Annotated in this window: 11 protein-coding genes; 4 read left to right on the top strand and 7 right to left on the bottom strand. The window is 65.1% G+C overall.

What is annotated here, in order from left to right; all coding sequences use genetic code 11:
- Positions 1-52: 52 nt before the first annotated feature.
- Both HSX14_RS09955 and ppsA read right to left on the bottom strand, forming a co-directional pair.
- A complete protein-coding gene (locus tag HSX14_RS09955) occupies positions 53-1,036 on the bottom strand; it encodes an alpha/beta fold hydrolase (RefSeq protein ID WP_173174010.1) in 984 nt (327 codons plus the stop codon).
- A gap of 65 nt (positions 1,037-1,101) precedes the next feature.
- A complete protein-coding gene (gene ppsA / locus HSX14_RS09950; protein ID WP_173174007.1) occupies positions 1,102-3,471 on the bottom strand; it encodes a phosphoenolpyruvate synthase in 2,370 nt (789 codons plus the stop codon).
- Between the two features lie 160 nt (positions 3,472-3,631).
- Between ppsA and ppsR the strand changes: the two genes are divergently transcribed.
- The gene (ppsR, locus tag HSX14_RS09945; protein ID WP_111261444.1) at positions 3,632-4,450 is read left to right on the top strand and encodes a posphoenolpyruvate synthetase regulatory kinase/phosphorylase PpsR; all 819 of its coding nucleotides are present in this window, start codon (positions 3,632-3,634) and stop codon (positions 4,448-4,450) included.
- Between the two features lie 91 nt (positions 4,451-4,541).
- Here ppsR and prpF read toward each other — a convergent pair whose 3' ends face one another.
- From prpF to HSX14_RS09920, 5 genes are all read right to left on the bottom strand, one after another.
- Complete coding sequence (gene prpF / locus HSX14_RS09940; protein ID WP_173174005.1) at positions 4,542-5,720, bottom strand: 2-methylaconitate cis-trans isomerase PrpF; 1,179 nt, start codon at positions 5,718-5,720, stop codon at positions 4,542-4,544.
- 94 nt (positions 5,721-5,814) lie between these two features.
- Positions 5,815-8,424, bottom strand: a complete 2,610-nt coding sequence (acnD, locus tag HSX14_RS09935; protein WP_173174056.1) for a Fe/S-dependent 2-methylisocitrate dehydratase AcnD — start codon at positions 8,422-8,424, stop codon at positions 5,815-5,817.
- Positions 8,425-8,438: 14 nt separating this feature from the next.
- Complete coding sequence (gene prpC, locus HSX14_RS09930; RefSeq protein ID WP_074968784.1) at positions 8,439-9,599, bottom strand: bifunctional 2-methylcitrate synthase/citrate synthase; 1,161 nt, start codon at positions 9,597-9,599, stop codon at positions 8,439-8,441.
- Between the two features lie 129 nt (positions 9,600-9,728).
- Positions 9,729-10,616, bottom strand: coding sequence for a methylisocitrate lyase (gene prpB / locus HSX14_RS09925; RefSeq protein ID WP_173174003.1), 888 nt, complete (start codon positions 10,614-10,616; stop codon positions 9,729-9,731).
- Positions 10,613-11,335, bottom strand: coding sequence for a GntR family transcriptional regulator (locus HSX14_RS09920; RefSeq protein ID WP_173174001.1), 723 nt, complete (start codon positions 11,333-11,335; stop codon positions 10,613-10,615). The genes prpB and HSX14_RS09920 overlap by 4 nt, the downstream gene beginning before the upstream one ends.
- Before the next feature lie 296 nt (positions 11,336-11,631).
- Between HSX14_RS09920 and rloA the strand changes: the two genes are divergently transcribed.
- From rloA to HSX14_RS09905, 3 genes are read left to right on the top strand one after another with little or no spacing between them, the layout of a single operon-like run.
- Complete coding sequence (gene rloA, locus HSX14_RS09915; protein ID WP_111261438.1) at positions 11,632-12,168, top strand: retropepsin-like aspartic peptidase RloA; 537 nt, start codon at positions 11,632-11,634, stop codon at positions 12,166-12,168.
- A gap of 5 nt (positions 12,169-12,173) precedes the next feature.
- Positions 12,174-13,700 (top strand): osmotic stress tolerance membrane protein RloB, encoded by a 1,527-nt coding sequence (rloB, locus tag HSX14_RS09910; protein ID WP_111261437.1) that lies wholly within the window; start codon positions 12,174-12,176, stop codon positions 13,698-13,700.
- 3 nt (positions 13,701-13,703) lie between these two features.
- Entirely contained in the window at positions 13,704-14,690 is a 987-nt protein-coding gene (locus tag HSX14_RS09905; RefSeq protein WP_043243282.1) for an alpha-L-glutamate ligase-like protein, read from the top strand.
- The last annotated feature ends 4 nt before the right edge of the window (positions 14,691-14,694 follow it).

The raw sequence follows: 14,694 nt of genomic DNA, 5'->3' as shown, positions 1-14,694 counted from the left end.
TCGATACGGCCCCTGCATCTTTAGCACAGCGTCATAGCCCCGGAACGGGGCTTCAGACGGCAGGCACCGCCTGGTCGAACGAGCCGGGCAGCTGCAACCGGCCGAGCCAGTGCTCCACCAGCGGCCAGACCTCCTGCTGGGCATGCTTGCTGACCAGCATCTCGATATGACCGTAGTCGTCGGCAAAGCCATTTTCGCGCGACAGGCAGAGAAACTGCTTCGTCTCGCTGCCGAACTGCTCCAGCAGCTTGCGGCAGGCCCAGGCCGGGTCCTGCTGGTCGCCGGCAGCACCGACGGCCAATACCGGCACATTCACCTCGGCGAGCCCCTTCCACCAGTCGCGCTCGGCATCGCCGAAGCGACCGAACAGGCCGTGCCAGCGCAGGCTTTCCAGGCCGATGCCGATGGGCTCGTCCTCGGGCCCGCGCTTGAGGCCAGGCCCGGACAGCACGGCCAGGCGCTTGAGCAGGAAGCGCCCGCTCCACTCCACCGGTGGGACCTTCAGGGGCCAGTAGACGCGACTGATCTGGCTGCCGAACAACGCGACGGACGCAACGTGCTCGCCCGCCAGGTAATGACCGCCCAGCGCCGCCGCAAGCGTGATCCCGCCCAGGGAATGACCGATCCAGTGGGGCGCCTGCGCCGTCTGCTCGCGGACGAAGGCCCCGATGGCCGGCAGGTCGTAGCGCGCGTAGTCGGCGACGCGGTTGCGCCGGTAGTCCTGGTTGCGCGGCGACAGGCCGTGGCCACGCATCTCGGCGATCCACACGTCGAAGCCGGCACGGGCCAGGTGCGGGCCGAGCCCGAGGCATTTGGGCGAGTACCAGAAGCGACGATTGGAGAAGCTGCCGTGCAGGAGGACGACGGGCACGCCACGCTGCTCCTCGTGGCCGGGCAGCCCCAGCCGGGTGATGACCAGTTCGACACTGGAGTCGGTGCTGTTTCCAGGCTTGAGGCGATAGACGTCTTCCGTGATGTCGCCACGGAGTTCCGCGCTGATCAGCGCGACGGGGAATAGATCACTGCTGCTTTGCATGAATGCTACTTGCACGAAAAAGGGCGGGTTTGCAGCCCGCCCTTCTTCTGGTTGCGGTTAGAAGGTCACGCCTGGCCTTCGGCCAGGAAGAACCAGGTGTCGAGGACCGAGTCGGGGTTCAGCGACACACTCTCGATGCCCTGCTCCATGAGCCACTTGGCCAGGTCCGGATGGTCGGACGGGCCCTGGCCGCAGATGCCGATGTACTTGCCAGCCTTGTTGCAGGCGGCGATGGCATTGGCCAGCAGCTTCTTGACCGCCGGATTACGCTCGTCGAACAGGTGGGCGACGATGCCGGAGTCACGGTCCAGGCCCAGGGTCAGCTGGGTCAGGTCGTTGGAGCCGATGGAGAAGCCATCGAAGAACTCGAGGAACTCCTCGGCCAGCAGCGCGTTGGACGGCAGCTCGCACATCATGATGACCTTGAGGCCGTTGTCGCCGCGCTTCAGGCCGTTGCTGGCCAGCAGCTCGACCACCTGGCTGGCTTCGCCCAGGGTACGGACGAAGGGCACCATGATCTCGACGTTGGTCAGGCCCATGTCGTTGCGCACTTTCTTCAGCGCGCGGCATTCCAGCTCGAAGCAGTCACGGAAGGATTCGCTGATGTAGCGCGAGGCGCCACGGAAGCCGAGCATCGGGTTCTCTTCTTCCGGCTCGTAGAGCTTGCCGCCGATCAGGTTGGCGTATTCGTTGGACTTGAAGTCCGAGAGGCGCACGATGACCTTCTTCGGCCAGAAGGCCGCAGCCAGGGTGCTGATGCCCTCGACCAGCTTCTCGACGTAGAAGCCGACCGGGTCGTCATAGCCGGCGATGCGCTTCTCGACGCTGTCCTTGATCTCGCTGGGCAGGCCGGCGAAGTTCAGCAGCGCCTTGGGGTGCACGCCGATCATGCGGTTGATGATGAATTCCAGGCGCGCCAGGCCCACGCCCTCGTTGGGCAGTTGGGCGAAGTCGAAGGCGCGGTCGGGGTTGCCGACGTTCATCATGATCTTGAACGGCAGCTCGGGCATGGCATCGACGGAGTTCTTGCGGATGTCGAAGCCCAGTTCGCCCTCGAAGATGAAGCCGGTGTCGCCTTCGGCGCAGGACACGGTCACGCCCTGGCCATCCTTCAGCACCTGGGTCGCGTTGCCGCAGCCGACGACGGCCGGGATACCCAGTTCACGGGCGATGATCGCGGCGTGGCAGGTACGACCGCCCCGGTTGGTCACGATGGCGCTGGCGCGCTTCATCACCGGCTCCCAGTCCGGGTCGGTCATGTCGGAGACCAGCACGTCGCCCGGCTGGACCTTGTCCATCTCGGAAACGTCGTGGATCACCTTCACCGGACCGGCCCCGATGCGCTGGCCGATGGCGCGGCCTTCCACCAGGACGGTGCCCTTTTCCTTCAGCAGGTAGCGCTCCATCACGGTGGCGCTGGCGCGGCTCTTAACGGTCTCGGGACGGGCCTGCACGATGTACAGCTTGCCGTCGTCACCGTCCTTGGCCCATTCGATGTCCATCGGGCGACCGTAGTGCTTCTCGATGATCATGGCCTGCTTGGCCAGCTCGGTGACTTCGGCATCGGTGATGCAGAAGCGGGCGCGCTCGGCGCGGTCGACGTCGACGGTCTTCACCGACTTGCCGGCCTTGGCTTCGTCGCCGTAGACCATCTTGATCGCCTTGCTGCCCAGGTTGCGACGCAGGATCGCGGGGCGGCCGGCTTCCAGGGTGTGCTTGTGCACGTAGAACTCGTCGGGGTTCACCGCGCCCTGCACCACGGTCTCGCCGAGGCCGTAGGCGCCGGTGATGAACACCACGTCACGGAAGCCGGACTCGGTGTCCAGGGTGAACATCACGCCGGCGGTGCCGGTTTCCGAACGCACCATGCGCTGCACGCCGGCGGACAGGGCGACCAGCTTGTGGTCGAAGCCCTGGTGCACGCGGTAGGCGATGGCGCGGTCGTTGAAGAGAGAAGCGAAGACTTCCTTGGCGGCACGGATCACGTTGTCCACGCCACGGATGTTGAGGAAGGTTTCCTGCTGGCCGGCGAAGGACGCATCAGGCAGGTCCTCGGCGGTGGCGGAGGAGCGCACGGCCACGGCCATGTTGTCGTTGCCACCGGCCATGGCGGCGAAGGCGGAACGGATCTCGGCATCCAGGCGCGGGGGGAACTCGGCGTCCATCACCCACTGGCGGATCTGCGCACCGGTCTTGGCCAGGGCGGCGACATCATCGACATCGAGGGCGTCCAGCGCGGCGTGGATCTGATCATTGAGGCCGCTCTGCTCGAGGAAGTCGCGATAGGCCTGCGCAGTAGTGGCGAAACCACCGGGAACGGATACCCCGGCGCCAGCCAGATTGCTGATCATCTCGCCCAGGGATGCGTTCTTGCCCCCCACATGCTCAACATCGTGGACGCCGAGCTTATCGAGGGAAACTACGTACTCTACCAAGGTGATCTCTCCACTATCTGTTGGAAAAGCTCGTGCGGAGCGGTTCCGCCGTGTTCTGGCGCGAGGCCGGAAAAATGAGTCACAATGCGGGCCGGCAATGGGCCAGCAAAAACGGGCCTATGATAGCCAAGAATCGATCCCGACTTAAGGCCTTTGGCGCATGAAACGAACCGCTTTTTTCATCTCCGACGGTACCGGCATCACCGCTGAAACCCTCGGGCAGAGCCTGTTGGCGCAGTTCGAGACCATTACCTTCGCGAAGCTCACGCGGCCTTATATAGACAGCGTCGAAAAAGCGCGCGCCATGGTACAGCAAATCAATATAGCTGCCGAGGCGGACGGGGCCCGGCCCATCATCTTCGACACCATCGTGAACCAGGAAATCCGTGACATTCTCGCCACGTCCAACGGGTTCATGATCGACATCTTCTCGACCTTCCTCTCCCCGCTGGAACAGGAACTCACGTCGCACTCCTCCTACTCGGTGGGCAAGTCGCACTCGATCGCCCACAGCGCCAACTACATGGAGCGCATCGAGGCCGTGAACTTCGCCCTCGACAACGACGACGGTGCCCGCACGCATTACTACGACAAGGCCGACCTCATCCTCGTTGGCGTTTCCCGCTGCGGAAAGACGCCGACCTGCCTGTATATGGCAATGCAATACGGAATTCGTGCCGCAAATTATCCGCTGACCGAAGAAGACATGGAGCGCCTGCAACTGCCGGCCGCCTTGAAGAAGTACAAGAGCAAGCTGTTCGGCCTGACCATCGACCCCGACCGCCTCACCGCGATCCGCAACGAGCGCAAGCCCAACAGCCGCTACGCCAGCTTCGCCCAGTGCGAGTTCGAAGTCCGCGAGGTGGAGAACCTGTTCCGTCGCGAGAACATCAACTTCATCAACTCCACGCATTTCTCGGTCGAGGAAATCTCGGCGAAGATCCTCGTCGAGAAAGGTGTCGAGCGGAGGCTCAAATAGAGCTGCAAGCTGCAAGACGATCATGGCCCGGGCCTCGCGAGACGCCCGGGCTTTTTCTTGCCGCTTGCGACTTGAAGCTTGAGGCTTCCGGCTACGCCGGAACCCGCACCCACCCCTCCATCAATATCCGCGCGCTGCGGCTCATGATCGCCTTGGTCACCTGCCACTGGCCGTCCACCTGCCGGGCTTCGGCGCCCACGCGCAGGGTGCCCGAGGGGTGTCCGAAACGCACCGCCGTGCGCTCGCCTCCGCCGGCCGCCAGGTTCACCAGGGTGCCCGGGATGGCCGCGGCGGTGCCGATGGCGACCGCCGCCGTGCCCATCATCGCGTGGTGCAACTTGCCCATGGACAGCGCCCGCACCAGCAGGTCGATCTCGTCCGCCCTCACCGTCTTGCCGCTGGAAGCCTGGTAGTCCCTGGGCGGCGCGACGAACGCCACCTTCGGCGTGTGCTGGCGGGTCAGCGCCTCTTCGGGAGACTTGATCAGCCCCATGCGCAGCGCACCGGCGACGCGGATCTTCTCGAAGCGCGCCAGCGCCTCGGGGTTGCCGTTGATGGCTTCGCGCAGCTCGGTGCCGGTGTAGCCGATGTCCTCGGCGTTGACGAACACCGTGGGAATGCCGGCGGTGATCAGGGTCGCCTTCAAGGTGCCGACGCCTGGCACGTCCAGCTCATCCACCAGGTTGCCGGTGGGGAACATCGAACCGCCCTCCTCCCCGTCATCCGACGGATCGAGGAACTCCAGCACGATCTCCGCCGCCGGGAAGGTCACCCCGTCCAGCTCGAAATCGCCGGTTTCCTGCACCTGGCCATCGGTGACCGGCACGTGGGCGATGATGGTTTTCTGGATGTTGGCCTGCCAGATGCGCACCACGCAGGTGCCGTTGGCCGGAATGCGTGACGGGTCCACCAGCCCGGCATGAATGGCGAAGGCGCCCGCCGCGGTGGACAAATTGCCGCAGTTGCCGCTCCAGTCGACGAAGGCCTTGTCGATGGAGACCTGCCCGTAGAGGTAGTCGACATCGTGCCCGGGCTGGCTGCTCTTCGACAGGATCACGCACTTGCTGGTGCTGGAGGTCGCCCCGCCCATGCCGTCGATGTGCGCGGCGTAGGGATCGGGGCTGCCGATCACCCGCATGAACAGCCGGTCACGGGCCTCGCCCGGCACCTGGCAGGCCTCGGGCAGGTCCAGCAGGCGGAAGAACACGCCCTTGCTGGTGCCGCCACGGATGTAGGTGGCGGGGATTTTCACTTGCGGCAGATGAGCCATGAGTGCAGTCCTGAGAAATGGCCCGGATGTCATCCGGGCTAAGCCTTCAATGAGCCGCAGGGTGGAGGGAAAAATCGCCCTCCACCCTGCGCAGTCAGGCGACCTCGCCCTTGAGGAAGTCCTTGGCAAACCGCTGCAGCACGCCACCGGCCTTGTACACGCTGACGTCGGCAGCGGTGTCCAGGCGGCAGGTCACCGGCACACGCACCACCTCGCCGTTACGGCGATTGACCACCAGGGTCAGGTCGCAGCGCGGCGAAATGTCGCCTTCGACGTCGTAGGTCTCGGTGCCGTCCAGGCCTAGGGTCAGGCGCGTGGTGCCCGGCTTGAACTCCACCGGCAGCACGCCCATGCCCACCAGGTTGGTGCGGTGGATGCGCTCGAAGCCCTCGGCGACGATCACTTCCACACCCGCCAGGCGCACGCCCTTGGCCGCCCAGTCGCGGGACGAGCCCTGGCCGTAGTCGGCACCGGCGACGATGATCAGGTTCTGCTTGCGGTTCATGTAGGTCTCGATGGCTTCCCACATGCGCATCACCTGGCCTTCCGGCTCCACGCGGGCCAGCGAGCCCTTCTTCACCTGCCCGTCGACCACGGCCATCTCGTTGACCAGCTGCGGGTTGGCGAAGGTGGCGCGCTGGGCCGTCAGGTGGTCGCCACGGTGGGTGGCGTAGGAGTTGAAGTCCTCCTCCGGCAGGCCCATTTTCGCCAGGTACTCGCCGGCGGCCGAGTCCGCGAGGATGGCGTTGGACGGCGACAGGTGGTCGGTGGTGATGTTGTCCGGCAGGATCGCCAGCGGCCGCATGCCCTTGAGCGTGCGCTCGCCGGCCAGCGCGCCTTCCCAGTACGGGGGGCGGCGGATGTAGGTGGACATCGGGCGCCAGTCGTACAGCGGGCTTTCCGCCTCCTGCACGCTGCCCAGGTCGAACATCGGGATGTAGATCTGCTTGAACTGCTCGGGCTTCACCGACGCGGCGACGATCGCGTCGATCTCCTCGTCGCTCGGCCACAGGTCCTTCAGCGTGACGGGGTTGCCCTGGGCATCGGTGCCCAGCGGGTCCTGCTCGATGTCGAAGCGCACGGTGCCGGCGATGGCATAGGCCACCACCAGCGGCGGCGAGGCGAGGAAGGCCTGCTTGGCGTAGGGATGGATGCGCCCGTCGAAGTTGCGGTTACCAGACAGCACGGCGGTGGCGTACAGGTCGCGGTCGATGATCTCCTTCTGGATCACCGGGTCCAGCGCGCCGGACATGCCGTTACAGGTGGTGCAGGCGTAGGCGACGATGCCGAAGCCGAGCTTCTCCAGCTCCGGCAGCAGGCCGGCTTCCTCCAGGTACAGCTTGGCGACCTTGGAGCCCGGGGCGAAGGAGGTCTTCACCCAGGGCTTGCGCACCAGGCCGAGGGCATTGGCCTTCTTCGCCACCAGGCCGGCGGCGATCACGTTGCGCGGGTTGGAAGTGTTGGTGCAGCTGGTGATGGCAGCGATGATCACCGCGCCATCGGGCATCAGGCCATTCGCCTCTTCGTCACGACCGGCCTGCAGCTTGGCCTCGTCGGCGATGCCGCGCTCGGCCAGCGCCGAGGTGGGCAGTCGGCGGTGCGGGTTGGACGGGCCGGCCATGTTGCGCACCACGCTGCCCAGGTCGAAGCTCAGCACGCGCTCGTACTCGGCGGTCTTCAGCGCGCTGCTCCACAGCCCCAGGGTCTTGGCGTAGTTCTCCACCAGCGCCACCTGCTCGGGCTCGCGGCCGGTGAGCTTGAGGTAGTCGATGGTCTGCTCGTCGATGTAGAACATCGAGGCGGTAGCGCCGTATTCCGGGCACATGTTGGAGATGGTCGCGCGGTCGCCGATGGACAGGCTGTCCGCCCCCTCGCCGAAGAACTCGACGTAGGCGCCCACCACACGCTCCTTGCGCAGGAACTCGGTCAAGGCCAGGACGATGTCGGTGGCGGTGATACCGGGCTGACGTTTGCCGGTCAGTTCGACACCGACGATGTCGGGCAGGCGCATCATCGAGGGGTGGCCGAGCATCACGGTCTCGGCTTCCAGGCCGCCGACGCCGATGGCGATCACGCCCAGGGCGTCCACGTGCGGGGTGTGCGAGTCGGTGCCGACGCAGGTATCGGGGAACGCGATGCCGCCGCGCGCCTGGATCACCGGGCTCATTTTCTCCAGGTTGATCTGGTGCATGATCCCGTTCCCGGCAGGGATCACGTCGACGTTCTTGAACGCGGTCTTGGTCCAGTCGATGAAGTGGAAGCGGTCCTCGTTGCGGCGGTCCTCGATGGCGCGGTTCTTCTCGAAGGCGTCCGGGTCGAAGCCCGGGGCCTCGACGGCCAGGGAGTGGTCGACGATCAACTGGGTCGGCACCACCGGGTTGACCTTGGACGGGTCCCCTCCCTGCTCGGCGATGGCATCACGCAGGCCGGCCAGGTCCACCAGCGCGGTCTGCCCGAGGATGTCATGGCAGACCACCCGCGCCGGGTACCAGGGGAAGTCCAGGTCGCGCTTGCGATGGACCAGCTGCTCCAGCGATGCGGTCAGGTCGGCGGGCTCGCAACGGCGCACCAGCTGCTCGGCCAGCACGCGGGAGGTGTAGGGGAGCTTGTCCCAGGCGCCGGCCTGGATCGCCTCGACCGCCTCGCGGGCGTCGAAGTAATCCAGCGCGGTGCCGGGCAAGCGCTTGCGGTATTGGCTGTTCACGGTCGTGGTCATTGTTATTTACGGTCCTTGAGCGGCACGAACTTCAGGTCTTCGGGGCCTGTGTAGTTGGCGCTCGGGCGGATGATCTTGCCGTCGATGCGCTGTTCGATGACGTGGCTGGACCAGCCCGAGGTGCGGGCGATCACGAACAGCGGGGTGAACATGGCGGTGGGCACACCCATCATGTGGTAGCTGACGGCGCTGAACCAATCGAGGTTGGGGAACATCTTCTTGATTTCCCACATGGTGCTTTCCAGGCGCTCGGCGATGTCGAACATCTTGGTGTTGCCCTGCTCCACGGAGAGCTCGCGGGCCACTTCCTTGATCACCTTGTTGCGCGGGTCGGAGACGGTGTAGACCGGGTGGCCGAAGCCGATGATCACTTCCTTCTTCTCGACACGGGCGCGGATGTCGGCTTCGGCCTCATCCGGGCTGTCGTAGCGCTTCTGCACTTCGAAGGCCACCTCGTTGGCGCCGCCATGCTTGGGCCCGCGCAGCGCGCCGATGGCGCCGGCGATGCAGGAGTACATGTCCGAGCCGGTGCCGGCGATCACCCGCGAGGTGAAGGTGGAGGCGTTGAACTCGTGCTCGGCGTACAGGTTCAGCGAGGTGTGCATGGCGCGCACCCAGGATTCGCGGGGCTTCTCGCCATGCAGCAGGTGCAGGAAGTGGCCGCCGATGGAGTCGTCGTCGGTCTCCACCTCGATGCGCTTGCCGTTGTGGCTGTAGTGGTACCAGTACAGCAGCGCGGAACCCAGGGAGGCCATCAGCTTGTCGGCGATGTCGCGGGCGCCGGGGTGGTTGTGGTCGTCCTTCTCCGGCGACAGGCAGCCCAGCACGGAGACGGCGGTGCGCATCACGTCCATCGGGTGGGCGGAAGGCGGCAGCTGCTCCAGCGCGGCCTTGACGCCAGCGGGCAGGCCGCGCAGGGCCTTCAGCTTGGCCTTGTAGCCGGCCAGCTCCGCGACGTTGGGCAGCTTGCCGTGGACCAGCAGGTGGGCGATCTCTTCGAATTCGCAGCGATTGGCGAAATCCAGCACGTCGTAGCCCCGGTAGTGCAGGTCGTTGCCGGTACGGCCAACGGTGCACAGGGCGGTGTTGCCGGCGGCGGTGCCGGAAAGGGCCACGGATTTCTTCGGCTTGAAGCCCGGAGTGGTGGTTTCGGTGGTGCTCATCGGTATCTCCTCGAGTCTTTTTGTTCTGTTGCGCTGTATGGCGGGCCGGAAGGTGATCCGATGAAGCCCTACCCGCGACGCTGATGGGGTGGGCTGAAGCGGATCGCCGCCCGGCCCACCCTACCCTGATTACTTCTTGCCGGCGGCGAACAGCGCGTCGAGCTTCTGCTCGAAGGCGTGGTAGCCGATGCGGTCGTAGAGCTCCGCACGGGTCTGCATCAGCTCGATAACATCCTTCTGGTGGCCGTTCCGGCGGATCGAGGTGTAGACGGCTTCCGCCGCCTTGTTCGCCGCGCGGAAGGCCGACAGCGGGTAGAGCTGGATGGCCACGCCAACCGAGGCCAGCTCGTCACGGGTGAACAGCGGGGTGGCGCCGAACTCGGTGATGTTGGCCAGCACCGGCACCTTCAGGGCCTCGACGAAACGCTGGTAGGTCGGCAGGTCGTAGGCGGCCTCGGCGAAGATGCCGTCGGCGCCGGCTTCCACGTAGCGCAGGCAGCGCTCGATGGCGGCGTCCACGCCCTCGGCCTGGATGGCGTCGGTGCGGGCGATGAGGAAGAAGTCCGGGTCGGTCTTGGCGTCAGCGGCGGCGCGCACGCGGTCGACCATCTCCTCGCAGGAGACGATCTCCTTGCCCGGGCGGTGGCCGCAGCGCTTGGCACCCACCTGGTCCTCGATGTGGGCCGCGGCGGCGCCGGCCTTGATCAGGTTCTTCACCGTGCGTTCGATGTTGAAGGCACTCGGGCCGAAGCCGGTGTCGATGTCCACCAGAAGCGGCAGGTCGCAGACATCGGTGATCCGGCGCACATCGGTGAGCACGTCGTCCAGGGTATTGATGCCCAGGTCCGGCAGGCCCAGCGAACCCGCCGCCACGCCACCACCGGAAAGATAGATGGCCTTGTAGCCGGCACGCTTGGCCAGCAGCGCGTGGTTGGCGTTGATCGCACCGATCACCTGCAGCGGGCTTTCTTCGGCAAGGGCCTGGCGGAAACGCTGGCCGGCGGAGAGCTGGGTCATGAATCACCTCGGGTCTGGGAGGGGTTGGCGACGGCGCCCTGGTAGTGGCGCTCGATATTGCGTTTGGAAGCGCCGATGTGACGGCGCATCAACAGCTCGGCCAGTTCACCGTCACGGTCGGCGATGGCATCGAGAATGCGGTGGTGCTCGGCAAAGGCCTGGCGCGGGCGATTGGGCACGCTGGAGAACTGCAGGCGGTACATGCGCACGAGCTGGTACAGCTCGCCGCAGAGCATGCGGGTCAGGGTCTGGTTGCCGCTGCCCTGGATGATCCGGTAGTGGAAATCGAAGTCGCCTTCCTGCTGGTAGTAGCCACGCCCGGCCTGGAAGGCCTCGTCACGCTCGTGGGTCTCCAGCACCGCACGCAGCTCGTCGATCTCCGCCTGGGTCATGCGCTCGGCCGCGAGGCGGCAGGCCATGCCTTCGAGGGATTCACGGATTTCATAGAGCTCGATCAGCTCGGCGTGGCTGAGGGACACCACCCGGGCGCCGACATGGGGCACGCGCACCAGCAGCTTCTGCCCCTCCAGGCGATGGATCGCCTCGCGCAGCGGGCCGCGGCTGATGCCGTAGGCGCGCGCCAGCTCGGGCTCGGAAATCTTGCTGCCGGGCGCGATCTCGCCCTTGACGATGGCCGCCTGGATGCGCCGGAAGACATGCTCGGACAGGGTCTCCGAGTCTTCGGCCTGGGTGACGGGTACTTCAGCGGCATCAAGCATGATTGTCGACACATTGAAAATTAACACCGCCAAACTACCGCCAAGGCAGAGCTCAGTCAAACCAAAACACAGCCATTGTCGACAATCGTCGTAGATCGCAAAAAATTCATTTGAACAGGTCACAGCCTTAACAAAGCGTCATAAGCGTCTGTCGCCCCGGAAAACCTGCGTGTTAGAATGCGCCGCTCAAGCGCCTGGCGGGGCGCCACCAGCTAGCTGCTAGACTCGTACGCCAGGCGCCGAGGCCATCAGGCCAGGCATCGGGCACCAGGACCTCGAACGCTCTCCAAGGACCCATGACTCTCAAGCCCTTCGCATTGCTCATATGCCTGCTAGCACTGCCAGGCCTAAGCCTCGCCGCCGACAAGACCATCTATGGCCTGAACGAATACGCCCGTCTCTCCGGTCTCGACCTGGTGGTCGCCGCCAAGCTCGACACCGGCGCCAAGACAGCCTCCCTGAGTGCCCGCGACATCAAGCGCTTCAAGCGCGATGGCGAGACCTGGGTGCGTTTCTACCTGGCCATCGACGATGCCCACGCGCATCCCATCGAGCGGCCCCTGGCGCGCATCAGCAAGATCAAGCGCCGTGCCGGCGACTACGACCCGGACGAAGACAAGACCTACACGGCACGCCCGGTGATCGAACTCGACGTCTGCATGGGCAGCGCCCTGCGCACGATCGAAGTGAACCTCACCGACCGTAGCGCTTTCCAATACCCGCTTCTGATCGGTTCCGAGGCGCTCAAGCGCTTCGATGCACTGGTCGACCCGAGCCTTAAATACGCTGCCGGCCAACCCGGCTGTGCCACTGACGCAAACTCTGCCGAGTAACTCACATGCGCTCTCTTACCCTGCATCTGAAAGTCCTGATCACCCTGCTGGTGAGCCTGGGCATTCTGATAACGGCCTACCAGATCTTCATTCAGGGCATCCCGATCACCGAGGATGAGACCGACGACCTCTGGAACATCGACGCCAAGGTCGAATTCCAGGCCAGCCCGCGCGACCCGATCAAGGTGCAGATGTTCGTGCCGCCGCTGAACCGGGACTACGTCAGCCTCAACGAGAGCTTCATCTCCAACAACTACGGCGTGAGCATCAATCGCGTGGACGGCAACCGCAAGGTGACCTGGTCCGCCCGCCGCGCCAGCGGCAACCAGACCCTCTACTACCGCCTGGTGCTGACCAAGCGCTACAGCGGCGAGAAGCCCAAGGACAAGGGGCCGATCTTCCGTGACAGCATCCCGGTCGAAGGGGCCGAGAAGATCGCCGCCGAAGCCCTGCTGGCGCCCATCCGCCAGCACTCGGCCGACGTCGAGACCTTCATCAGCGAAACCATCAAGCGCACCAACAACCTGAACGACGACAACGTCAAGTTGCTGCTCGCCGGCGACCAGAGCACGCAGAACAAGGCCAAGGCCATCGAGCTGCTGCTGTCCATCGCCCACGTACCGATGGAGCGCGTGCACACCATCCGCCTGGCCGCCGACCAGCCGCAGAGCCCCGAGCTCTGGCTGCGCAGCTTCAACGGCGAGAACTGGCTGTACTTCAACCCCGAGACCGGCGAGCAGGGCCTGCCGGCCGACCGCCTGGTGTGGTGGACCGGTGACGACAACCTGATCACCGTCGACGGCGGCAAGAAGGCCCAGGTGACCTTCAGCCTGAACAACAGCGAGATGAACGCCATCCGCCTGGCCAAGCTGACCGACGAGAACACCGACGCCGACTTCCTCGAGTACTCGCTCTACGGCCTGCCGCTGCAGACCCAGCAGACCTACCAGATCATGATCATGATCCCGATCGGCGTGCTGGTGATCCTCATCCTGCGCAACCTCGGCGGCCTGCAGACCCTGGGTACCTTCACCCCGGTGCTGATCGCCCTCGCCTTCCGCGAGACGCAACTGGGCTTCGGCATCGCCCTGTTCACCATCATCACGGCCCTGGGCCTGTCGCTGCGGTCCTACCTCGAACACCTGAAGTTGCAGATGTTGCCCAGGCTATCGGTGGTGCTGACGTTCGTGGTGATCCTCATCGCGGTGATCAGCCTGCTCAGCCACAAGCTGGGCCTGGAGCGCGGCCTCTCCGTGGCGCTGTTCCCGATGGTGATCCTGACCATGACCATCGAACGCCTGTCCATCACCTGGGAAGAGCGCGGCGGTGGCCACGCCTTCAAGGTCGCCATCGGCACGCTGTTCGCCGCGACCCTGGCGCACCTGCTGATGACCGTGCCGGAGCTGACCTACTTCATCTTCACCTTCCCGGCCGTGCTGCTGATCATGGTGGGCTTCATGCTGGCGATGGGTCGCTACCGCGGCTACCGCCTGACCGAGCTGTTCCGCTTCAAAGCCTTCCTGAAGGACTGAGCCATGTTCGGCCTGATCAAGACGTGGAAAGCCCTTGAAGCCAAAGGGATCATGGGCATCAACCGACGCAACGCGGACTACGTGCTGAAGTACAACAAACGGCACCTGTACCCGATCGTCGACGACAAGATCATCACCAAGATGCGCGCCATCGAGGCGGGCATCCACGTGCCGGAAATGTACGGGATCATTTCCACCGAGAAGGAGATCGACAAGCTCGACGAGATCATCGGCGAGCGTAACGATTTCGTGATCAAGCCCGCCCAGGGCGCCGGCGGCGACGGCATCCTGGTGATCGCCGACCGCTTCGAAGGCCGTTACAAGACGGTCTCCGGGAAGATCATCAGCCACGAGGAGATCGAGCATCAGATCTCCTCGATCCTCACCGGCCTCTACTCCCTCGGCGGGCACCGCGACCGCGCGCTGATCGAGTACCGCGTGACCCCGGACCAGATCTTCAAGAGCATCAGCTACGAAGGCGTGCCGGACATCCGCATCATCGTGCTCATGGGCTACCCCGTGATGGCGATGCTGCGCCTGCCCACCCGCCAGTCCAACGGCAAGGCCAACCTGCACCAGGGCGCCATCGGTGTGGGCGTGGACCTGGCCACCGGCGTCACCCTGCGCGGCACCTGGCTGAACAACAAGATCGCCAAGCACCCGGACACCACCAACGCGGTGGACGGCGTGCAACTGCCCAACTGGGACGGCTTCATGAAGCTGGCGGCCGGCTGCTACGAGCTGTGCGGCCTGGGCTACATCGGTGTCGACATGGTGCTGGACCAGGAAAAGGGCCCGCTGATCCTCGAGCTCAACGCCCGCCCCGGCCTGAACATCCAGATCGCCAACGACTGCGGGCTGACCCATCGCGCCCACGCGGTGGAAGCCCGCATCGCCGAGCTGCAGGAAAAAGGCATCGTGGAAACCCCGGAGGAACGCGTGCGCTTCTCCCAGGAACTGTTCGGCCACGTGCACCCCGCCGAACTCTGATCCG

Origin of the sequence: Pseudomonas tohonis, from assembly GCF_012767755.2 — a bacterium.
Classification (GTDB): Bacteria; Pseudomonadota; Gammaproteobacteria; order Pseudomonadales; family Pseudomonadaceae; genus Metapseudomonas; species Metapseudomonas tohonis.
The sequence above is the reverse complement of the archived record's forward strand: the minus strand, read 5'-3'. Positions and strand labels throughout refer to the sequence as shown.